At 61.8% G+C, this 20,694-nt stretch carries 14 protein-coding genes; 7 read left to right on the forward strand and 7 right to left on the reverse strand.

What is annotated here, in order from left to right; genetic code table 11:
* Positions 1 to 94 precede the first annotated feature (94 nt).
* The 4 genes from THIDRDRAFT_RS01565 to THIDRDRAFT_RS01580 form a co-directional block, all read right to left on the reverse strand.
* Complete coding sequence (locus THIDRDRAFT_RS01565; RefSeq protein WP_007039027.1) at positions 95 to 1,825, reverse strand: nickel-dependent hydrogenase large subunit; 1,731 nt, start codon at positions 1,823 to 1,825, stop codon at positions 95 to 97.
* Positions 1,822 to 3,225, reverse strand: coding sequence for a (Fe-S)-binding protein (locus THIDRDRAFT_RS01570; protein ID WP_007039028.1), 1,404 nt, complete (start codon positions 3,223 to 3,225; stop codon positions 1,822 to 1,824). The genes THIDRDRAFT_RS01565 and THIDRDRAFT_RS01570 overlap by 4 nt, the downstream gene beginning before the upstream one ends.
* A complete protein-coding gene (locus tag THIDRDRAFT_RS01575; protein ID WP_007039029.1) occupies positions 3,222 to 3,872 on the reverse strand; it encodes a hypothetical protein in 651 nt (216 codons plus the stop codon). Before THIDRDRAFT_RS01575 ends, THIDRDRAFT_RS01570 begins: the two co-directional genes overlap by 4 nt.
* A gap of 69 nt (positions 3,873 to 3,941) precedes the next feature.
* A complete protein-coding gene (locus THIDRDRAFT_RS01580) occupies positions 3,942 to 5,006 on the reverse strand; it encodes a hydrogenase small subunit (RefSeq protein ID WP_007039030.1) in 1,065 nt (354 codons plus the stop codon).
* A 1,048-nt stretch (positions 5,007 to 6,054) separates the two neighbouring features.
* Between THIDRDRAFT_RS01580 and mnmA the strand changes: the two genes are divergently transcribed.
* From mnmA to purB, 4 genes are all read left to right on the forward strand, one after another.
* The gene (gene mnmA / locus THIDRDRAFT_RS01585; protein ID WP_007039032.1) at positions 6,055 to 7,161 is read left to right on the forward strand and encodes a tRNA 2-thiouridine(34) synthase MnmA; all 1,107 of its coding nucleotides are present in this window, start codon (positions 6,055 to 6,057) and stop codon (positions 7,159 to 7,161) included.
* A gap of 124 nt (positions 7,162 to 7,285) precedes the next feature.
* A complete protein-coding gene (gene hflD / locus THIDRDRAFT_RS01590) occupies positions 7,286 to 7,912 on the forward strand; it encodes a high frequency lysogenization protein HflD (protein ID WP_007039033.1) in 627 nt (208 codons plus the stop codon).
* Between the two features lie 132 nt (positions 7,913 to 8,044).
* Entirely contained in the window at positions 8,045 to 10,708 is a 2,664-nt protein-coding gene (gene acnA, locus THIDRDRAFT_RS01595) for an aconitate hydratase AcnA (protein ID WP_007039034.1), read from the forward strand.
* A 355-nt stretch (positions 10,709 to 11,063) separates the two neighbouring features.
* Entirely contained in the window at positions 11,064 to 12,431 is a 1,368-nt protein-coding gene (purB, locus tag THIDRDRAFT_RS01600) for an adenylosuccinate lyase (RefSeq protein WP_040843674.1), read from the forward strand.
* Between the two features lie 311 nt (positions 12,432 to 12,742).
* Here the strand turns inward: purB and THIDRDRAFT_RS01605 are convergent, their stop codons facing one another.
* Entirely contained in the window at positions 12,743 to 13,321 is a 579-nt protein-coding gene (locus tag THIDRDRAFT_RS01605) for an OmpA family protein (protein ID WP_007039036.1), read from the reverse strand.
* A 448-nt stretch (positions 13,322 to 13,769) separates the two neighbouring features.
* On the opposite strand from THIDRDRAFT_RS01605, the gene THIDRDRAFT_RS01610 reads away from it, so the two are divergent.
* The gene (locus tag THIDRDRAFT_RS01610) at positions 13,770 to 14,291 is read left to right on the forward strand and encodes a DUF7931 domain-containing protein (RefSeq protein WP_007039037.1); all 522 of its coding nucleotides are present in this window, start codon (positions 13,770 to 13,772) and stop codon (positions 14,289 to 14,291) included.
* 71 nt (positions 14,292 to 14,362) lie between these two features.
* The gene (locus THIDRDRAFT_RS01615) at positions 14,363 to 15,442 is read left to right on the forward strand and encodes an esterase/lipase family protein (RefSeq protein WP_007039038.1); all 1,080 of its coding nucleotides are present in this window, start codon (positions 14,363 to 14,365) and stop codon (positions 15,440 to 15,442) included.
* A 13-nt stretch (positions 15,443 to 15,455) separates the two neighbouring features.
* On the opposite strand, the gene THIDRDRAFT_RS01620 is transcribed toward THIDRDRAFT_RS01615, so the two are convergent.
* Together THIDRDRAFT_RS01620 and THIDRDRAFT_RS26470 are read right to left on the reverse strand one after the other, a co-directional pair.
* Positions 15,456 to 16,979: a bifunctional metallophosphatase/5'-nucleotidase gene (locus tag THIDRDRAFT_RS01620; protein WP_007039039.1), complete on the reverse strand. Its 1,524-nt coding sequence runs from the start codon at positions 16,977 to 16,979 to the stop codon at positions 15,456 to 15,458.
* Positions 16,980 to 17,183: 204 nt separating this feature from the next.
* Entirely contained in the window at positions 17,184 to 17,870 is a 687-nt protein-coding gene (locus THIDRDRAFT_RS26470; protein WP_007039040.1) for a hypothetical protein, read from the reverse strand.
* Between the two features lie 427 nt (positions 17,871 to 18,297).
* On the opposite strand from THIDRDRAFT_RS26470, the gene ppsA reads away from it, so the two are divergent.
* Positions 18,298 to 20,673 (forward strand): phosphoenolpyruvate synthase, encoded by a 2,376-nt coding sequence (ppsA, locus tag THIDRDRAFT_RS01630; protein WP_007039041.1) that lies wholly within the window; start codon positions 18,298 to 18,300, stop codon positions 20,671 to 20,673.
* Positions 20,674 to 20,694: the final 21 nt, after the last annotated feature.

Raw genomic sequence — 20,694 nt, forward strand, 5'->3', positions numbered from 1 at the left:
CCAGATTGATTCGATGTTATCCATGACCCCGGCAGCCAGAACCACCAGCAAGGCACGCAACTGCTCGTCCATCCTGTCCGACTACGGAATCAAGTTAGCAAACGCGAACCTTCAGCACCTCCTCCCCATCGGGGTCTGTCAGATGGACCGCACAGGCGATACAGGGATCGAAGCTGTGCACCGTTCGCAAGATCTCGATCGGCCGATCCACATCGGCCAGGGCATGCCCCTCAAGCGCGGCCTCATAGGGGCCAAGCTGCCCGCTCGCGTCACGCGGACCCGCATTCCAGGTACTGGGAACCACGGCCTGATAGTTTGCGGTACGTCCATCCTCGATGACGATCCAATGCCCCAAGGCGCCGCGCGGCGCCTCCAGATGCCCCACTCCTTTGGCCTTGGACGGCCAGGTCGAGGGATCCCAGAACGTCTCGTTGAAGGTTCGCAGATCGCCGCCGCGAATGTTGGCAAGCAACTGGTCGTACCAGCCATCCATGGCCTCAACCATGACCTGGGTCTCCAACGCCCTAGCCGCCGTCCTGCCCATCGTCGAATAAAGGGCATCAAGCGGCAGATCGAGCGAGGCGAGCATGCCGTCCGTCAGCTCCTTGGTCCGCGTATGCCCGGTCGCATAAAGCATCAGGACCCGCGCCAGCGGCCCGACCTCCACAGGACGACCACGCCAGCGCGGTGACTTGAGCCACGAATACTGGTTGCCGACGTCCAGCTGCTGATACGGCGGCTCGGGTCCGGTGTACTTGAACTCAGTCTCGCCGCTGTAGGGATGCAGCCCCGCGTTCCTGCCAGCGTCATAGTCGTACCAGGAACGCGAAACGAACTCCTGAATCTCATCCTCGGCGTTCAGATCGACCTCGTGGAGATCGGCGAGATTGCGATCGAGGATGACACCGCCAGGCACCATATAGGAGCCGCTGTCGCCGAAGCCCTTGGCGGGAAAATCGCCGTAGCACATAAAATTGCCCACACCCTCGCCCTGCTGAAACCAATCCTTGTAGAAGCCCGCGATCGCGACCGTATCCGGCAGATAGACCTGTTCCACGAACGCATGCATCTCGGCGATGAGCGAACGCACCCGCTCCAGCCCCGCCATATCGAGCGCCGTCCCTGCCTGACTTCCAGAATCGATACTGATGGCGCAGGGCACACCGCCCACGACCAGATTGGGATGCGGGTTCTTGCCGCCGAAGATGGCATGGAGCTGCGCGACCTCGCGCTGCCAGGCGAGTGCCTCGAGATAGTGGGCGACGGCCATCAGATTGGCCTCGGGCGGCAGCTTGTAGGCCGGATGCCCCCAATAGCCGTTGGCGAAAATCCCGAGCTGCCCGGATTCGACGAAGCCCTTCAGTTTCTGCTGGACGTCGGAGAAATAGCCCGGTGACGACTTGGGATAGCGGCTGATGGACTGGGCCAGCTCGGAGGTCGCCTTGGGATCTGCGCTCAGCGCGGACACCACATCGACCCAGTCAAGCGCATGGAGGTGATAGAAGTGCATGACATGGTCATGCACGTACTGAGCAGCCACCATGAGATTGCGGATCAGCTCCGCATTGGGTGGGATGGGATACTTCAGCGCATCCTCGACGGCGCGGACCCCGGCCAATCCGTGCACCAGGGTGCAGACACCGCAGATGCGCTGAACGAAGGCCCAGGCGTCGCGCGGATCGCGGTCGCGCACGATCAGTTCGATGCCGCGCACCATAGTGCCCGACGAATAGGCGCTTTGGATCAGATTGCCATCCATCTGCGCCTCGATCCGCAGGTGACCCTCGATCCGGGTCACCGGATCGACCACTAACCTTGTGCTCATGCAGCCTCTCCTCGAATCGGCATCACCCTGCCAGTGTGCGGCTCATCACCGAGATGCTCGGCGACCAGCTCGACCAGACTCTCCACCCGCGTGCCCCAATGGTTCTTCTGGCGACCGGACTCGAAATTGAGCCGGCAACTGGCGCAGCTCACCACCACCGTCTCGGCACCGGTGGCATCGACCTGCTGCATCTTGATCCGGAACGAAGCGTCGCGCAGATGTGTCGCCCGCTCCAACAAAAAGATGCCGGCACCTCCGCCACAGCACCAATTGAATTCCCTGTTGGCCGGCATCTCCACGAAATCCGCATCCATGGCCTTGAGAAGGGCGCGCGGCTCATCGAAGGCCCCTCCCCGACGTCCGGTCTTGCAGGGATCGTGATAGGTGATCCGACCCTCGATCGGAGTCAGCTTCAACCGACCGGCCTTGGCCTGACGCCCCAGAAACTCGGACATGTACATCATCTCGAACGGCAGATCGCCGCCCTTGAGCATCGGATTCCAGCGCAGCGCAGGATAGGCGTGGCCGCACTCGGCGATGACGAGCGTCTTGGCACCAATGCGACGGGCGGCGGCGACGATGGGATCGACCTGCTTTTTCCACAGCGCCATATCTCCCGACAAGAGTCCAAAGTTCGCACTCTCGAACCCATCGCTACAGAGGGTCCAGTCGACGCCCAGATGATTCATCACCTTCCCCGTCGCCAGCAGCCCCTGACAGTTGCCGACCAGATCCACGGCGGAGCTGAGAACCATAACCTCGGCCCGCTCGCGATCCAGCGGAATCTCGATTCCGGCCTGCTCGCGGATGGTGTCGACCACGCGCCTCAATGTCTCGGCGGAGGCCCCGAACACGGTGCCGCGATGCAGTTGTTCCATGCGCAGAGCCGCCAACTCCGGCGGCACCAATTCTGCGGCAACGAGCGCGCTGCGTTGGTGATGCACGAGCGAAGCGATATCGATCCCCATCGGACAAACCATGGTGCAGCGACCGCACTCCGAGCACGAGTCGTAGACCAACTCCTGCAGCTCTTCGAGGTCGCTCAGCTTGATCGGACTCAGCACCAACCGATACCACCAGCGAAAGGGACCCAGTTCACGCTGGTAGACCCGCCGATAGAGATTCATCTTGCGTAGCGGGGCGTATTTGGTCTCGCCGGTAGCCTGGAAAAAGTGACAGGCGTTGGTGCACTGACCACAGCGGATACAGCTCTCCAGCCACACGGCCTCGTCCGCATTGGTCTCCGCGATCAGCGTGTCGATCGCCCTCCTCACCCGCACGGTTTCGGGAAGACTCGGGGGAGGCGCCATCTCGCGCAACATCCCGATTTGGGAGGCGAAGCCCTGGAAGACCTGATCGAAGGTCGGAAAAATCCGTTTCGGCACGGCGACGCTGCTCATATGCGGACCCCCTTGTGGGCATAGGCGACACCGCTCTGGGCGCGCGAGAAGACGAACCAGAAGGCATGCATCAGCTTTCCGAAGGGGAACCAGGCGAACAGCAAGGCCGCACTCAGGATATGAATAGCCAACATGGTTTCGTACCTCGGTCCCAGATGGGCGAACGCCATCAGCCCCGTCACCAGAGGCGCCGCCATCAGGACCCAAGAGAGATAATCGCCCCAGGTGGAGCAATAGACAGCCGGCTTCGACACGCGTCGGGCGATGAGCGCGAACAGAGACGCGAGGGCCAAGACTCCAGCCCCGACTCCGGCGGCATTCGGCAAGCCTGGCCAGGAGGCCCCGGTCAAACGGGTGATGAACTCGATGTGCGGGACGATCCCGATCACCACGACCAGCGTGGCGAGGTGGAAGACATAGGCCATGGCCGTCTGATAACGCGTCGCGGTCGTGAATTCGCCGCTCGGCCAGGCGCGACTGAAAACGGTTCGATAGCCCTTGAAGTTGCCGAAGGCATCCCTCGGACGGGACAGGTCGGCCCCGCGCGTCAGCACCAGAACGCCGAGCAGACGCCAAATGGTTCCAGTCGCCATGATGATGAGGGACCAATGGATCGCCGGCCCCCGTGCGAAATCCAACAGAGTCATGGATCGTTCTCCTCCTGAGTTTTTTGGCGGACGAATGAATCGTCCGGACGCATGCGACCCGCGCTCGGGTCATTCGTCCGAATGCATCTTCGTCTCTGTTTTGTGCTTCTTATCGCGTGCGAGCAGCGCCGCACCGGCGCCGGCAACGGCCCCGACCGAGGCCGCGACCGCAATCTTCGGCCCGCTGCCGAACTGTCCCATGGCGACCGAATCGTAGATGCCGCCCTTGTCCCAGAAATTCGGCTCGGAACAACCGATGCATCCGTGCCCGGACTGGATCGGGAAACTCGTTCCCTGATTCCATTTGACCTGCGCGCAAGCGTTGTAGGTCTCGGGGGCCTTGCACCCCAATTTGTAGAGACACCAGCCCCGACGGGCACCCTCATCGTCGAAGGTCTCCGCGAACAGACCCCGATCATAGAAGGGGCGGCGGTAGCAGCGGTCGTGAATGTTCTCGCCGTAAAAGGCCAGCGGGCGCCCAAGCCGATCCAACTCGGGCATGGAACCCATCGTCAGGTAATGCGCGATCAGACCCGTGATGGCGAGCGGCAGCGGCGGACAACCGGGGATATTGACGATCGGGCGATCCGTGATGATTTCCTCCACCGACATCGCACCCGTGGGATTGGGTGCCGCCTTGGGCAGTCCCCCGTAGGCCGCGCAGGTCCCGATCGCAATGATCGCGGCAGCGCCCGCCGCGCTGTCCTTCAGCATGTCGAGATTGCTGATTCCGGCGATGGTCGAATAGGCCTTGACCGAGGGAATGGACCCGTCGACCAGCAGCAGATACTGACCGGCGTTCTCGTGCATCGCCTCCTCGCGGGCGGCCTCCGCCGCCGCGCCGGAGGCCGCCTGCAGGGTGTGGTGATAGTCGAGCGAGATGAAATCGAAGATGAGTCCTTCAATGCTCGGCGTGTTGGAGCGGGTCAGCGCCTCGGTGCATCCGGTGCACTCCTGAAAGGAAAGCCAGATCACCGAGGGACGGCGAGCCTGTTCCAGCGCATCGGCCAGCGCCGAAACGCTCGCGGCGGGCAACGCCATCATCGACGCCATGGCGGAGCAGAACTTGAGAAAAGCCCTGCGACTCACGCCCTGGCGCCCTAGAAACTCACCCAGAGTTTCTCCAGTTGTCATCGCATCCTCCGTCGTCCTTTCTAATGATGATCATCCAATTTCGGCCAAGGTCATTTTCGACCTGAAACCGCACCTCATTGATTAAATCAATAACCAAGCCGCTCAGCATAAATCCACAAATACGAATGAAATAACAAGAACGATCAAGCAAACGTTCGAAAATTCCGCCACCCCACCTCATCCAGATTCACCCGAAAATGGAGGAAGGACGATTCGAGAAACATCATCCCAAAAGCTCAAGCGTACACAGATATAAGCACGCGAGGCTCCAAAAGTCATTTGACGCAGATCAATATGCGACCGCATTAATAAATACAAACCAATGATAAAGCATGATATTTAATGAGATTGGCTTATTAGCATAAGATTAATTAGCCATACAAAAACCAAGCAGCACACATTCATTTGAATTTACTGAAATACTCAAACGAATGGAATCGTGGACACCTCGCGCCAAAAGCACCGGCACTAGGATCGAGTCTGAAAGAATAGGGAGCAGATCGATTTCGATGGCGTTTCAAACGATGGGGCAAAAGATAGAAACGCGAGGGGGGCGAGTTTGAATTCATCCAATGGACTCTAAAAACAAAACGACTCGAAGAGGTTATCTTCGAGTCGCAGACCAGTCGGGCGCCGGAAGGGTACGAACAGCTACACGACCTTCGGACGCAGCCGAACGTTTCAGGAAACGAGTCCGTAGAGGAACACCATGGGCAAGCCGAAAACGATGGCGATCGAAAGAATCTCGCTCAGAGTCAGAGCTTTGAGAATGGCTAGAGCTTTCACGATGGGGAACTCCATGATACGTATCGGATTGAAACAGGGTCACACGGGCAACCGAACGAGGCGAGACAAGGGCGGCATCCACCCATATGAATATATTAGACTATTCTAATATATTCTTCAAACAAACGAACCCAAGCACCTTTGGATCCAAACCTCGAACCAAGGCTGGATCTCGCCCGATACATGGCTCAGGATGCTCGCCCTCCAACGCATCAACGATCGCCCTCCCCGCTTTCGGGGCTAGTTCCATTAGACGCCTTTCATGACATCCAAAACCCGCACCACATCACATCACCGCATCATCGTTGGACTCTCAGGAGGCGTCGACTCGGCGGTCGCCGCTCACCTGCTCAAGGAAGAAGGACATGAGGTCGAAGCCCTCTTCATGAAGAACTGGGAAGAGGACGACGAGGAAGGCTATTGCGCAGCCGCCGAGGACCTGGCCGATGCCCGCGCAGTGGCCGAACGACTCGATATCCGACTCCACACGGTGAATTTCGCGACCGAATACTGGGATCATGTCTTCGAGTATTTCCTCGCCGAGTATCGCGCGCTGCGTACCCCTAATCCGGACGTGCTCTGCAACCGGGAGATCAAATTCGCGGCCTTTCTCGATCATGCGCTGGGACTCGGCGCCGAGGCGATCGCCACGGGTCACTATGCGCGACTGACCCGAGACGAGAACGGCCAGCATCTGCGATGCTGCGCCGACGAGGGCAAGGATCAAACCTATTTCCTGCATCTTCTCAACCAGAGCCAGCTTGCCAGTGCATACTTTCCGCTGGCGGACATCACCAAGCCCGAGGTCCGGCGGATCGCCCGCGACCTCGGACTCGCAAATGCCCAGAAGAAGGACAGCACGGGGATCTGCTTCATCGGCGAACGCCGGTTCAAGGACTTCCTGGAGCGATTCCTGCCGCGCGACCCTGGCCCGATCGAAACACCCGAGGGCGTCCAACTCGGAGAACATCAGGGACTCGCCTATTACACCATCGGCCAGCGCCAGGGACTGGGGATCGGCGGCATCGCGGGAGGCCGCGAGGCCCCTTGGTACGTAGCCGTAAAGGATGTCGCCCAAAACAGGCTGGTGGTCGTGCAGGACGACGCGCATCCGCTGCTCATGTCAAATGAGCTGCATGCGCTCAGACCCCATTGGATCAGTGGGCAGGCTCCTCAAACACCCTATCGATGCCGTGCGAGGCTGCGTCACCGACAACCGCTGCAACCCTGTACCCTGCTGGAGGTCGACGCGACCGGCTGCCGCGTCGGTTTCGACGCCCCTCAGCGCGCCATCACACCCGGTCAGTCGGTCGTCTTTTACGATGGGGACGAATGTCTCGGCGGTGCTGTCATCGAGCGCGCAGTATGACCTCCTAACCAAGATGCATCGATTCCATGTCCACCATCAATCCAGCCGCCAGCAAGATCTGGCGCTCACCTCGGCTTCGCGTTCAAATGGGGCTAGAGTCAACCCAGCTGGAGATTGAAACCCAATGCCTCGTGACACTCTAGAACGCGTCATCGCGCTCGCGGGCATCTATCAAGCCGTCACCTGCGTTATACAGATCGCGCGCACGGGAGACACGGATGCGGATGCCATGGCACCCAGCATCCACAGCCTCTTCCAAATCGATGCCGCCAATGTGGAGACCGTTTTCGGAGAGCCTGGCGCGGTCGCGAGCGGAATGCGTCAGCTGGTCGCCCAACTGACGGGCCAACCGGAGCGCAACCTGGAGCTGACCCGCTATGTCGTACAGCTGATCAAGTTGGAACGCAGCCTGACCCAACGGCCGAAACTGCTGGATCGCCTCAGCGAAGGAATCGCCGAAGCCAAGGTCAAGCAGGAACATTTCGGACCGCTGCATGCCAATCTGCTAGCCCATTTCGCCGAACTCTACAGCGAGACGCTCAGCAGACTCGAACCCCGCATCATCATCCGCGGCGAATCGCTCCATCTGCGAAGCCCCGACAATCAGAACCGTATCCGGGCACTGCTGCTCGCCGGTGTGAGATCCGCCGTGCTTTGGCGTCAGGTCGGCGGATCGCGCTGGCAGATCCTGTTCAAAAACAGACAGATTCTAGCGGATGCCCGACGCTATCTCGCCGCGCAAGCGGCCTGATGGACGGCGGGCATCAGGGTCTCGAAATAAACACCTGGACCTATTGCACCGCAGCATGTGGCGTACAACCGAGTAGAACGGTAAAATTTCGGGTTGCACCGAATCACGCGAACCAGTCCGGAGCCTTATTAGATGCCCAACAGCTTCAACGCCAAGACCAACTTACACGTCGCAGGTCAGGATTACGAAATCTTCAAGCTCGACGCCGTTCCCGGTGCCGAACGTCTGCCCTACTCGCTGAAGATCCTGCTCGAGAATCTGCTCCGGAACGAGGATGGCGTGACCGTCACGCGCCAGGACATCGAATTCTTCGGTCAGTGGGACTCCCAGGCGGACCCTGCCAAGGAGATCCAGTACCGCCCCGCCCGCGTGCTGATGCAGGACTTCACCGGCGTGCCCGCCGTGGTCGACCTGGCCGCCATGCGCGACGCCATGGCCGCGCTCGGCGGCGATCCGCGCAAGATCAATCCGCTGCAGCCGGCAGAGCTCGTCATCGACCACTCGGTCCAGGTCGACCACTTCGGCTCGGATTCCGCCTTCGGCCTCAACGCCGAGCTCGAATTCAGCCGCAACAAGGAGCGCTACCAGTTCCTCAAATGGGGCCAGAACGCGCTCGACGGCTTCAAGGTCGTGCCGCCCGACACCGGCATCGTCCATCAGGTCAACGTCGAGTATCTCTCGCGCGTCATCTTCCCCAAGCCGCTCGACGGCAAGACCCAGGCCTACTTCGACACCTGCGTCGGCACCGACTCGCACACCACCATGGTCAACGGCATCGGCGTGCTGGGCTGGGGTGTCGGCGGCATCGAGGCCGAGGCCTCCATGCTGGGTCAACCGATCTCCATGCTCGTGCCCAAGGTCGTCGGCTTCAAGCTGACCGGCACCCTCAAGGAAGGCGTCACCGCAACCGACCTGGTGCTCACCATCGTCGAACGTCTGCGCCAGCACGGTGTGGTCGGCAAGTTCGTCGAGTTCTACGGCCCGGCCATCAGCACCCTGCCGATGGGCGAGCGCAATACCATCTCCAACATGGGTCCCGAGTACGGCGCCACCTGCGGCCTCTTCCCGATCGACCAGATCACGCTCGACTATCTGCGCCTGACCGGCCGCAGCGAGGAGCAGATCGCCCTAGTCGAGGCCTACTGTAAGGCGCAGGGCGTGTGGCACACCGCCGACGCACCCGAGGCGGAATACTCCGAGACGCTCGAACTCGATCTGGGCGATGTGGTCCCCTCGCTCGCCGGCCCCAAGCGTCCGCAGGATCGCGTGCCCCTGTCCGACATGGCGACCCACTTCCCGGCCGCCCTGGACGCGCTCAAGCAGGAGCGCAACATCCCGACCAAGGGAGCGGCCAAGGCCGTCGTCGATGGCCAGGAGGTCGAGATCTCCGACGGCTCCATCGTGGTCGCCGCCATCACCTCCTGCACCAACACCTCCAACCCAAGCGTGCTGATTGCCGCCGGCCTGGTCGCCAAAAAGGCCGCCGCCATGGGCCTCAAGCGCGCACCCTGGGTCAAGACCGCGTTCGGCCCCGGCTCCATGGCGGTTACCCGCTATCTGGATCGCGCCGGACTAACCGAACCGCTCAAGTCGCTCGGTTTCCACAACGTCGGCTACGGCTGTACCGTCTGTATCGGCAACACCGGCCCACTGCCCGAGCCGATCTCCAAGGCCATCGCCGCCAACGACCTCTGCGCCGTGTCCATCCTCTCGGGTAACCGTAACTTCGAGGGCCGGGTGCACGCCGAGGTGCGCATGAACTATCTGGCCAGCCCGCCGCTGGTCGTCGCCTACGCCATCGCCGGTCGTATCGACATTGATCCCTTCAATGACCCCTTGACCAAGGACGCGAACGGCAACCCCGTCTATCTCAAGGACATCTGGCCGAACCAAGACGAGGTGAACCAGGCAATCTCCGAGTTCGTCACCCCGGCCGAGTACACCACCGCCTATGCCGACGTCTTCAGCGGCGATGCGCGCTGGCAATCCCTGGCCGCCGCCGAGACCCAGACCTACGACTGGCCGGCAGACTCCACCTACATCCAGAATCCGCCCTACTTCCAGGGCATGAGCCTGGACGTGGCACCGGTGAGCGACATCGAGGGCGCACGCTGTTTGGCGCTGCTCGGCAACTCCATCACCACCGACCACATCTCCCCGGCCGGCGCCATCAAGCCCGACTCGCCAGCTGGCAAGTACCTGATCGAGAAGGGTGTGGATCCCAAGGACTTCAACAGCCTAGGCTCGCGTCGCGGCAATCACGAGGTGATGATGCGCGGCACCTTCGCCAACATCCGGCTGCGCAACCTCATGGCGCCGGGCACCGAGGGCGGCGTGACCCTGCATCAGCCCAGCGGCGAACAGATGTCCATCTATGATGCGGCCATGAAGTACCAGGCCGAGGGCACCCCGGCCATCGTCGTCGCCGGCAAGGAATACGGCTCGGGCTCCTCGCGCGACTGGGCGGCCAAGGGTCCACGCCTGTTGGGCGTGCGCGCGGTCATCGCCGAAAGCTACGAGCGCATCCACCGCTCCAACCTGGTCGGCATGGGCATCCTGCCGCTCGAGTTCATCAATGGCGACAGCGCCCAGTCGCTCGGCCTGACCGGTACCGAACGCTTCGACATCGTCGGACTGCAGAACGGCGAGGCCAAGCAGGTCGATGTCAAGGCGACCGCCGCCGACGGCTCGGTCAAGAGCTTCACGGCCAAGGTCCGTATCGACACCCCGAACGAGGTGGACTACTACCGCAACGGGGGCATCCTGCACTACGTCCTGCGCAAGCTGGCGGTCTAAGAGGGTTTCGAGCCATTCGGCGCAATAGGCATTCGCGATTGCGCCCTACTCAAACGCCGGTTCGAGGCCTGGCTCCCGACAGAGGGTCGGGTGACGGCTGGCAGGGGTGTCGACGGCATGGATGCCGTCGTCAAGCCTCCAGGGATGGATTTACGGCGTCCCCAGCCAGCCGTTACCCGATCCGGGAGTGCCCGCTTATTTCGTGGCCTGACCGCAACAGGTAGCAAGCCCCCCTTCTTCTTGCTTTCCCGCACATCCTGGGGCAGCCTTCAACCCTTTCCGAATCGAGGCTAGAGCCTACAGTGGCCGGCCCCAACCCATCACGATCATGAAAAATCCGGAGCAATCCATGCCGATGGAGCTATCCACCCTCACCGCCGTGTCCCCGGTGGACGGACGCTATGCGTCCAAAACCGCCGATCTGCGGGCCATCTTCAGCGAATACGGACTCATTCGCTGCCGCGTCCAGGTGGAGGTGCGCTGGTTCCAGGCATTGGCTCGCCATCCCCAGATCACCGAGGTCCCGCCGTTCTCGGACGAGGCCAACCGGCTGCTTGACCAGATCGTCGCCGACTTCGATCTCAGCCATGCCCAGCGCATCAAGGAGATCGAGCGCACCACCAACCATGACGTCAAGGCGGTCGAATATTTCCTCAAGGAACGCATCGCGGACACTGCCGAACTGGCCCACGTCGGCGAGTTCATCCACTTCGCCTGCACCTCCGAGGACATCAACAACCTCTCGCACGGGCTCATGATCCGGGCCGGCCGGGACGAACAGCTGCTCCCGCAGATGGATCAGGTCGTCGAGGCAATCCGTGACCTGGCGCATCGCTACGCCGATATCCCCATGCTCTCGCGCACCCACGGCCAGCCGGCAACGCCGACGACGCTCGGCAAGGAGATGGCCAACGTGGTCCAACGGCTTCGCGCCCAGCGCGCGCGCGTGGCCGAGGTCGCCCTGCTGGGCAAGATCAACGGCGCCGTCGGCAACTACAACGCCCATCGCGCCGCCTATCCGGAGATCGACTGGGCCGCCTTCTCGCAGGAGTTCGTCGAGTCCCTCGGCCTGACTTGGAATCCCTACACGACCCAGATCGAGCCGCACGACTACATGGCCGAACTCTTCGACGCCATCGCCCGCTTCAACATCATCCTGATCGACTTCTGTCGCGACGTCTGGGGCTATATCTCGGCCGGCTTCTTCAAGCAACGCACCGTCGCCGGCGAGGTGGGCTCCTCGACCATGCCGCACAAGGTCAATCCGATCGACTTCGAGAACGCCGAGGGCAACCTCGGGATCGCCAACGCCGTGCTGGAGCACCTGGGCCGCAAGCTGCCCATCTCGCGCTGGCAGCGCGACCTGACCGATTCCACCGTGCTGCGCAACCTCGGCGTCGGCGTGGCCCATACCCAGATCGCACTCGCCTCGGCCATGCGTGGCATCGGCAAGCTGGAGGCGGATCCGGAGCGTCTCGCCGCCGACCTGGATGCCAATTGGGAGGTGCTGGCCGAGCCCATCCAGACGGTGATGCGCCGCTATGGCGTCGAATCGCCCTACGAGAAGCTCAAGGAACTGACGCGCGGACACCGCGTCGGCCCGCAGCAGCTCGCCGAGTTCGTGGACAAGCTCGACATCCCCGCCGAGGCCAAGGCCCAGCTCGCCGCCATGACGCCGGCCACCTATCTGGGCGAGGCCGCTCGACTGGCGCGCGAGATCTGACAGATCCCGACCCTCAGCGGAAAAGATCGACCTCGGCCCAAAGTCGAGCGCGATCGATATTTCGAGCGCAATAAAAAAGGCCGATCATGCCAAGGCATGATCGGCCTTACCACAAGCCTCGGTCGGGGGGGTGAGGCTCACTGGACCTGAGTTGGCACCGGGTCTTAAGCGACCCCAATACCAAAAAATCGGGAATGTAGTGCGAGATTTATTCTGGCGCTGGTGACTGACATAAGGGAGCGCCGAGCTGGAGGCCTATGCCACGCCGCAGAGGATGCAGCGTGCGCAGCGGCCTCCAGTTTCACCGAAGATCAACCTTCGTAATCGGCCTTGATGGTCACGCGACGCTGCTCGACGGAGTAGATGTCGACGCCAGGCAGCATGTCGAGCTCACCACGGCTCTCGACGGACATGATGTCCTCGGAAGGAATACCACGGCTGATCATGTAGTCATGCACGGTCTCGGCACGACGCATGCCCAGCTGATAGTTGTAGGCCTCGGAACCCTTGGCATCGGTGTGACCGACCAGGGAGATCTTCTCGCGCACCGGGGTATCGTTGACCTGTGCGATGTAGTTGTCGAGACGCTGCAGTTCGCCATCGTTGACGATGTTCTCGAGCCGGTACTTGTCGAACTCGAAGTTCAGACGAACGTTGAATTCCTTCGGAACCGGAGCAGGGGCCACGCAAGGCTCCAGATCGTTCGGGCCGTGCAGACTCTGCCAGCACTCGCCGTAATTGGTGACCCAAGCGGTGCCTTCCGGCTTGGCCGACCAGAAATGCTCGTTGTTGTAGTCGCCTGCAACGGCCATGGGGGCAGCCAGCACCGCCGCCACCGCGAACGGAGCCGCCAGCGAGGCAAGGCGTAAAGTGTTCTTTTGTTTGCGCATCTTTCGTTTCCTGTTCAGGTGGGTGGAGAGGATCGAATCGGGAATCCTGGCTTATCGCTGAAATGCACGTCAGTAAAAAACAACAGCGTCGTGATTTTTTTCTTTAGCGCCGCAATTCCGCTCTCCCGAAACTGAAATCCAAAATAATTGGGTGCGGGCGGCGATGGATCGACCGCTCTGGGACACAGACATTTTAGCCCACAACAGGAACATAAGTGCAACTTTTTTATAGTTTAGATGTATATTTGCAACGATCGTTATCCCAATACAACAAACAGCCGAACAGCCGAGCTAACAGCGGCCTTCGGCGCACACGAACCGGCATTGAAAGCCGTGACCATTTCACAACAGACCCGGCAAACAGGGCATTGAAGCGGCGGCCAACAGCAGACATTTTCAGATATCGGCAACAACCGCCCATCTCAATGTTTTCACCCGGAACCGATCCATGCAGCTAGAGTCCGCTTTTGACGACCGCATCCTCGGGGCCTCGAAAGGGCCGATGACGCTCGATCGAAGCAATCTGATCCGACATGCCAGCGCCCTTATGGCAAGCCAATCGCGCCGAGAGCTCGTACTGTTCGGACGAGACCTCGACCCCCAACTCTATGACAGCCAACCATTTCTCGATGGCGTCAGACGGCTCGCCCTGCATCGCCCGTCGATCTGCGTTCGGATTCTTCTGTTCGACACACGCAAGGCGACAGGCGCCGGTCATCGTCTGATCGAGTTAAGCCGAAAGCTCACCTCCCGCATCGCCATCCAGCGCGTCTGCGAGGACGACCGCGAACGGCTCGACGCCTTCCTGATCGCGGACGAGCGCGGCTATATCCGACGGCGTCTGGCCGATACCATGGAGGCCGTCGCCGATTTCGACAACCCCCAGGAGTCGCGCCTACTGCGGATGGATTTCGAGCAGATGTGGGAGCGCAGCAGCCCAGACACAGAGATGCGACGCCTCTTCCTGTGACCGATCGCTGATATCGACGCCCTCGCCGTTATTCCATGTGTTCCCGAGAATCCCGCCCGAGCCAACGCACCATGCACACGCATCCCCCCACACCCAGAAGCCCGATCGGACGCCTCGGATGGCGACGACTGACGGCGATCAGCATCCTCGCGATCGGGGCCGTCACCCTGGGATGGACCTGGTGGGCCGAGGCTCATCCTCGCCAAGAGCGGGCACTGCGCGTCTTCGTCCATCAGCAACTCGAACAGCTCTTTCCAGAGTCCATGTCGATCGAGCGGGATAGCTGGTATGGGCTCATCGAACGACGCCCCGCAACCCCCGAAACGCCTGCACGGGTTCTGCTGGTTCACGGGCTGGACGAGCCAGGCACAATCTGGGACGACCTCATTCCCGCACTCGACAAGGCGGGCCTGAGCGTCTGGGAGTTCCGCTATCCGAACGATCAGGGCGTCGATCAGAGCACCCGATACCTGGCGAAACTCTGGCCGCAGCTCCCAAAGGACCTGCCCATCGCACTGATCGGACACAGCATGGGCGGACTGGTGATCCGTGACTTCGTGACGACCTGGCTGACACCAAGCGCCGGAGCGACACACGTGCAAAGCGCCCCTCTTCTCGGAGTCATTCTGGTCGGCACCCCAAATCATGGGTCAGAGTGGGCGCGATTGCGTGTCTGGCTGGAATTGCGCGATCACCTGAGCGGCGAGCGCGAGCGGCGCTTCTCACTCTTCTCAGCACTACGCGACGGAACCGGGGAGGCGAAAATCGACCTGCGACCCGGAAGCGATTTCCTCGAAGCACTCAACGCCCGACCCTGGCCGGCAGAAATCCCCATCCAACTGATCGGAGGACGCCTGATCCGACCCACGGAAACGATGGAACAGAGCATCGCAACCATCGGGGGCGAACTTGGATCGGACGAGTTGACGAAACGACTGGGCGACTGGTGGTCCAGTCTCGACAAGGGGCTGGGTGACGGGGTCGTAACGCGCGCATCGCTCAGCCTTCCGAACGCAGATCCACCGATCCTCGTCGAGGGCTCTCACCGAAGGATACTGCTGCGTGCCCGAAGCGGAGACCCGCAACCGCCAGCGATCGCCCCCATTCTGAAAACACTGGAACACTGGATCGTCGCCAGACGCAACCACTGACTCGGAGCAAGCCTCAAGGTACAGCCTGATCCCCAACGCGCCGAATCCGCCCGTCGAGACGCGGAGCGATCACACCCTGCTTACGGATGGCCTGGATGAGCAGGTCCGAAATCAGCCGACCGGTCATCACCGGTTCGACCATCGCCGTAAAGACGGCATAGCCGTCGCCACCCGCCGCCAGAAAGTCCGACACCACGACAGAATAGAGCCGACCCGGATCGATGGGCCGACCCGCGATAGAAGCAGACCTGAGATCGCGCCCAGCGATCTCGTAACGCACCCCAGAGACCTGCAGAAAGCCCCCGGGGCTATCCTCGGGATCCATGGAAGCGCTACGCTCCAGGGCATCGAGGATCTGCCTTCCGCTCAACCGCCCCACGACCAGTTCGTTCCTGAACGGAAACGCCTGATAGATCTGCTTGAGCGAAATGCGTCCACGCGGAATGTCGGCACGAAAGCCACCGGCGTTGAAAAAGGCGACATCCGAGCCCGTCTCGGAACGCGCCAGGTCGGCCAGGAAATCGCCGAAGACCGCCTCGCCACGTCGAATATCCCCGCGCCGGGCGCTCAGATCGACCCGGGTCTCACCAATCTCCTCGCCCAGACCGGCCTCCGCCTGATCGACGATCCGCGCGATCTCACGCGCCATCTCCGGATCCTCGGGCAGACTCGCCTCGATCGGAATCAGACGATAGCCCCCCTGACGCATCGCCCCATCTCGACACACCAGATCCATCCGGCCGAGCCACTCGCCACGCTCGCCAGCCTGCAGGATGGGCACACCGGACTGGACGACCGGCTGCTGCAGCACATGATGGTTGTGACCACCGACGATGAGGTCGATCCCCCCCACCGAGTCGGCCAGACGTCTGTCCTGGGCCAGCCCTAGATGAGAGAGCACCACGACCAGATCGGCCCGATCGCGCAACTTCGGCACCAGCCGACGCGCCACGGCGACCGGATCCTCGACCTTCACCCCAACACTGTTGCGCGGATGGGTCGTCAGCAGCAGTTCGGGTGTGACGAGACCGACCACGGCAACCTTGATGCCCTCCTCGTCCAACAGAATCGAATCAGGGGTCGGCAGCGGCTCGGGGACGACACGCACGTTCGCAGCAAGAAAGGGAAATCCCACCTGCCCCGCCAAACGACGGAAAACGTCCAGCCCATAGTCGAATTCGTGATTTCCCATGACCGCTGCGTCGAGGCCCATCCGATCGAACATCAGCACATCGGGCACACCCTGAAAAAGGGTCGAGGTCAGGGTTCCCTGCAACAGATCCCCCGCGAACAGCAGCAGAACCGGACGTCCGGAATCCTCCGCGCGCACCCGAGTGACCACCTCGGCCAGACGCGCGAGACCTCCCCGGAATGCCTGGCCATCCAGATCCCGGAAGGGCTCCAGTTGACCGTGGAAATCATTGAAATGAAGAATCGTCAGTTCATCGCCCGAACGGCAACCGGCCAGCGTGGACCGCGCGCCGAAGGCGGCAATGACGAAGAGTAGAACAACCGTCGAGCGCCAGCGGATCCACATAGCCAAGGACCTGCACATCAAGGACGGAAACGAAAAGAGGCCTGATACGCGCCGGACGCTCGTTCAGACCGCACGCAGGGGCAACGATCAGGAATGTGGACAAATGACGTGAAGAGTGACGCCAAACGTCCAACAGCAGATTCAGGGAAGTGACGGATCGGGTCGCACTGCATTCGCGGCGCGACCCGACTTCAAGCTCGGCGCTTAGTTCAACGGAGCCATGTGACGCATCCACGCGGGCATCGGCCGAGCGATCGGTGCAGCCTGCGCGGGAGCAGCCTCAGCCTTGACAGGCTCAGCAGCCGGAGCAGCGTCAGCCTCGGCAGACTCGGCAGCCGGAGCGGCCTCAGCCTCGGCAGGCTCAGCAGCCGGAGCAGCCTCAGCCTCGGCAGGCTCAGCAGCCGGAGCAGCCTCAGCCTCGGTAGGCTCAGCAGCCGGAGCAGCCTCAGCCTCGGCAGACTCGGCAGCCGGAGCAGCTTCAGCCTCGGCAGACTCGGCAGCCGGAGCAGCTTCAGCCTCGGCAGACTCGGCAGCCGGAGCAGCTTCAGCCTCGGCAGACTCGGCAGCCGGAGCAGCCTCAGCCTCGGCAGACTCAGCAGCCGGAGCGGCCTCAGCCTCGGTAGGCTCAGCAGCCGGAGCAGCCTCAGCCTTGGCAGGCTCAGCCGGCGCCGCTGGCTGAACCAGCGCCACTTCACCAACCCGGGCCAGGTTCGCCGAAACCTGGGCCTGATCGAGCGACCCACGATTAACGACGAGAACCTCATGAGAAACTGTGTAGATCCCACCCAGAACCATCAACAGCGCCCAGACAGCGACGACGGTTACGCCCGCATTGTACTCATCCAGCATGGCCTTGAATTTAGCAAAACGACCAGCCACGACTTCATTCATTAGGTGCATCCTCATGTTCGGATAACGATAAATTGAAAAATTGCTTGCAATCAGCTAAGCCTTCCTAGGCTGCCTGAACGGGCGATTCGGTTCAAGCGAGATCGTGAGATTCGAGCACCCGCGCGAAGAGACCAAGATCCACATCCGACAAACCGTTCGCTGAATGCTCCAGGTCATGTGTCGGTTTCATTAATCCTCAAGATTGAGTCAGCCCGAGGACGCCCAGCACCTCCGTGCGCTATATTTTCACGGTTGTTTAGCGGCGTTATCAACCAACCAGCGCTAAACGCTCGCGGCTACGCCCCCGCCTCTGCAATCGCCTCAGCCGAATCGCCCCAATACGGGCGTACGCCGTCGGCGTCCCGCCGAGCGCCGCATGATCTCACAAGATGACCTTACGAATTTTAGCGACCGGAGAACGAACACGATGACCGACTACGTCCGCTGGCTGAGCGACCTTGGGATGAACGACGTACCCATCGTTGGAGGTAAGAACGCCTCCCTCGGCGAGATGATCCAAAATCTAACTCATCTCGGGGTACAAGTCCCTGGCGGTTTTGCGACCACAGCCGACGCCTATCGCGACTTTCTCGCACGCGACGGGCTGGACGAACGCATCCAATCGGTTCTGGATGCGCTGGACGTGGAAGACGTCACCGCGCTAGCCGAAGCCGGCCCACGCATTCGCGGCTGGGTCATGGAGCAGCCCTTCCCGCCCGAACTGGATGCCGCCATCAACGCCGCCTACGAGAAACTGACCGCCGAGGCCGGAACCGATGCGGTATCCTGGGCCGTGCGCTCGTCGGCCACCGCCGAGGACCTGCCGGACGCCTCTTTCGCCGGCCAGCAGGAAACCTTCCTCAACGTCCAGGGCATCGACAACATCAAATACCGGATCAAGGAGGTCTTCGCCTCCCTGTTCAACGACCGCGCCATCGCCTATCGCGTTCACCAAGGCTTCGAGCATCGCCACGTCGCCCTGTCCGCCGGCATCCAGCGCATGGTGCGCAGCGACCTGGCCGCCTCGGGCGTCATGTTCACGCTCGACACCGAGTCCGGCTTCCGCGACGCCGTCTTCATCACCTCCAGCTACGGCCTGGGTGAGATGGTGGTCCAGGGCGCGGTCAACCCGGACGAGTTCTACGTCCACAAGCCCACGCTTCAGGCCGGCCGGCCGGCCATCCTGCGCCGCACCGTCGGCGACAAGGCCATCCGCATGGTCTACAACGCGCCGGGCGCCGACTCCTACGTCAAGACCGAGCCGGTCCCGGAAGAGATGCGTCCCCTGTTCAGCATCACCGACGCCGAGATCGAGGAGCTGGCCAAGCAGGCGATCCAGATCGAGCAGCACTATGGTCGACCGATGGACGTCGAATGGGCGAAGGACGGCACCGACGGCAAGATCTATGTCGTCCAGGCCCGTCCCGAGACGGTCCAGAGCCGCACCGGTAACGTCATCGAGCGCTATATGCTGCGACAGAAGGGACCGGTCCTGACCAACGGGCGCAGCATCGGCAGCCGTATCGGCGCAGGCAAGGCGCGTATCGTCGAAAGCATTGCCGACATGCATAAGGTCGAGGCCGGCGATGTGCTCATCACCGACATGACCGACCCGGACTGGGAACCGGTCATGAAGCGCGCTGCCGCCATCGTCACCAACCGTGGCGGTCGCACCTGCCATGCAGCCATCATCGCCCGCGAGCTGGGCGTGCCCGCCGTGGTCGGCTGCAACAACGCCACCGACGTGGTCAAGGACGGACAGGAGGTCACCGTCAGCTGCGCCGAGGGCGACACCGGCTACATCTACGACGGCATGCTGGAGTTCGACTACAAGACGGTCGAACTCACCGCCATGCCCGAGATCCCGGTCAAGATCATGATGAACGTCGGCAACCCCGACCGCGCCTTCGCCTTCTCGGCCACGCCGAACGCTGGCGTCGGTCTGGCGCGTCTCGAATTCATCATCAACAACATGATCGGCATTCACCCCAAGGCGCTGCTCGAATTCGACCAGCTCCCCGCCGACCTCAAGGCCGAGATCGCACCGCGCATCGCCGCCTACCCGAGTCCGCGCGAGTTCTACGTCACCAAACTGGCCGAGGGTATCTCGACGCTGGCCGCAGCCTTCACGCCCAACACGGTCATCGTGCGCATGTCGGACTTCAAGTCCAACGAGTACGCCAACCTCATCGGCGGCCCGCGCTACGAACCCGAGGAAGAGAACCCCATGATCGGCTTCCGTGGCGCCGGTCGCTACGTGGCGGAGAACTTCAAGGACTGCTTCGAGATGGAGTGCGAGGCACTCAAGCGCGTGCGCGACGACATGGGTTTGACCAACGTCGAGATCATGATCCCCTTCGTGCGCACCCTGGGTCAGGCCAAGGCGGTCAGCGAGGCATTGGCGGCACAGGGTCTGGAGCGCGGCAAGAACGGACTGCGCCTCATCATGATGTGCGAGCTGCCGTCCAACGCCGTGCTGGCCGATGAGTTCCTCGAATACTTCGACGGCTTCTCGATCGGATCCAACGATATGACTCAGCTCACCCTGGGTCTGGACCGCGACTCCAGCCTGGTCGCCGAACACTTCGACGAGCGCGACCCGGCGGTAAAGAAGATGCTGTCGATGGCCATCGCCGCTTGCCGCGCTAAGGATAAGTACGTCGGCATTTGCGGTCAGGGACCGTCCGACCACAAGGACTTCGCCGACTGGCTGCTCAAGGAAGGCATCAGCAGCATCTCGCTCAATCCCGACACGGTGATCGACACCTGGATCTATCTGGCCGAACAAGCCAAGACGCTCTGATAAGCCCCCTTCGATCGCCGA

Origin of the sequence: Thiorhodococcus drewsii AZ1 (assembly GCF_000224065.1) — a bacterium.
Classification (GTDB): Bacteria; Pseudomonadota; Gammaproteobacteria; order Chromatiales; family Chromatiaceae; genus Imhoffiella; species Imhoffiella drewsii.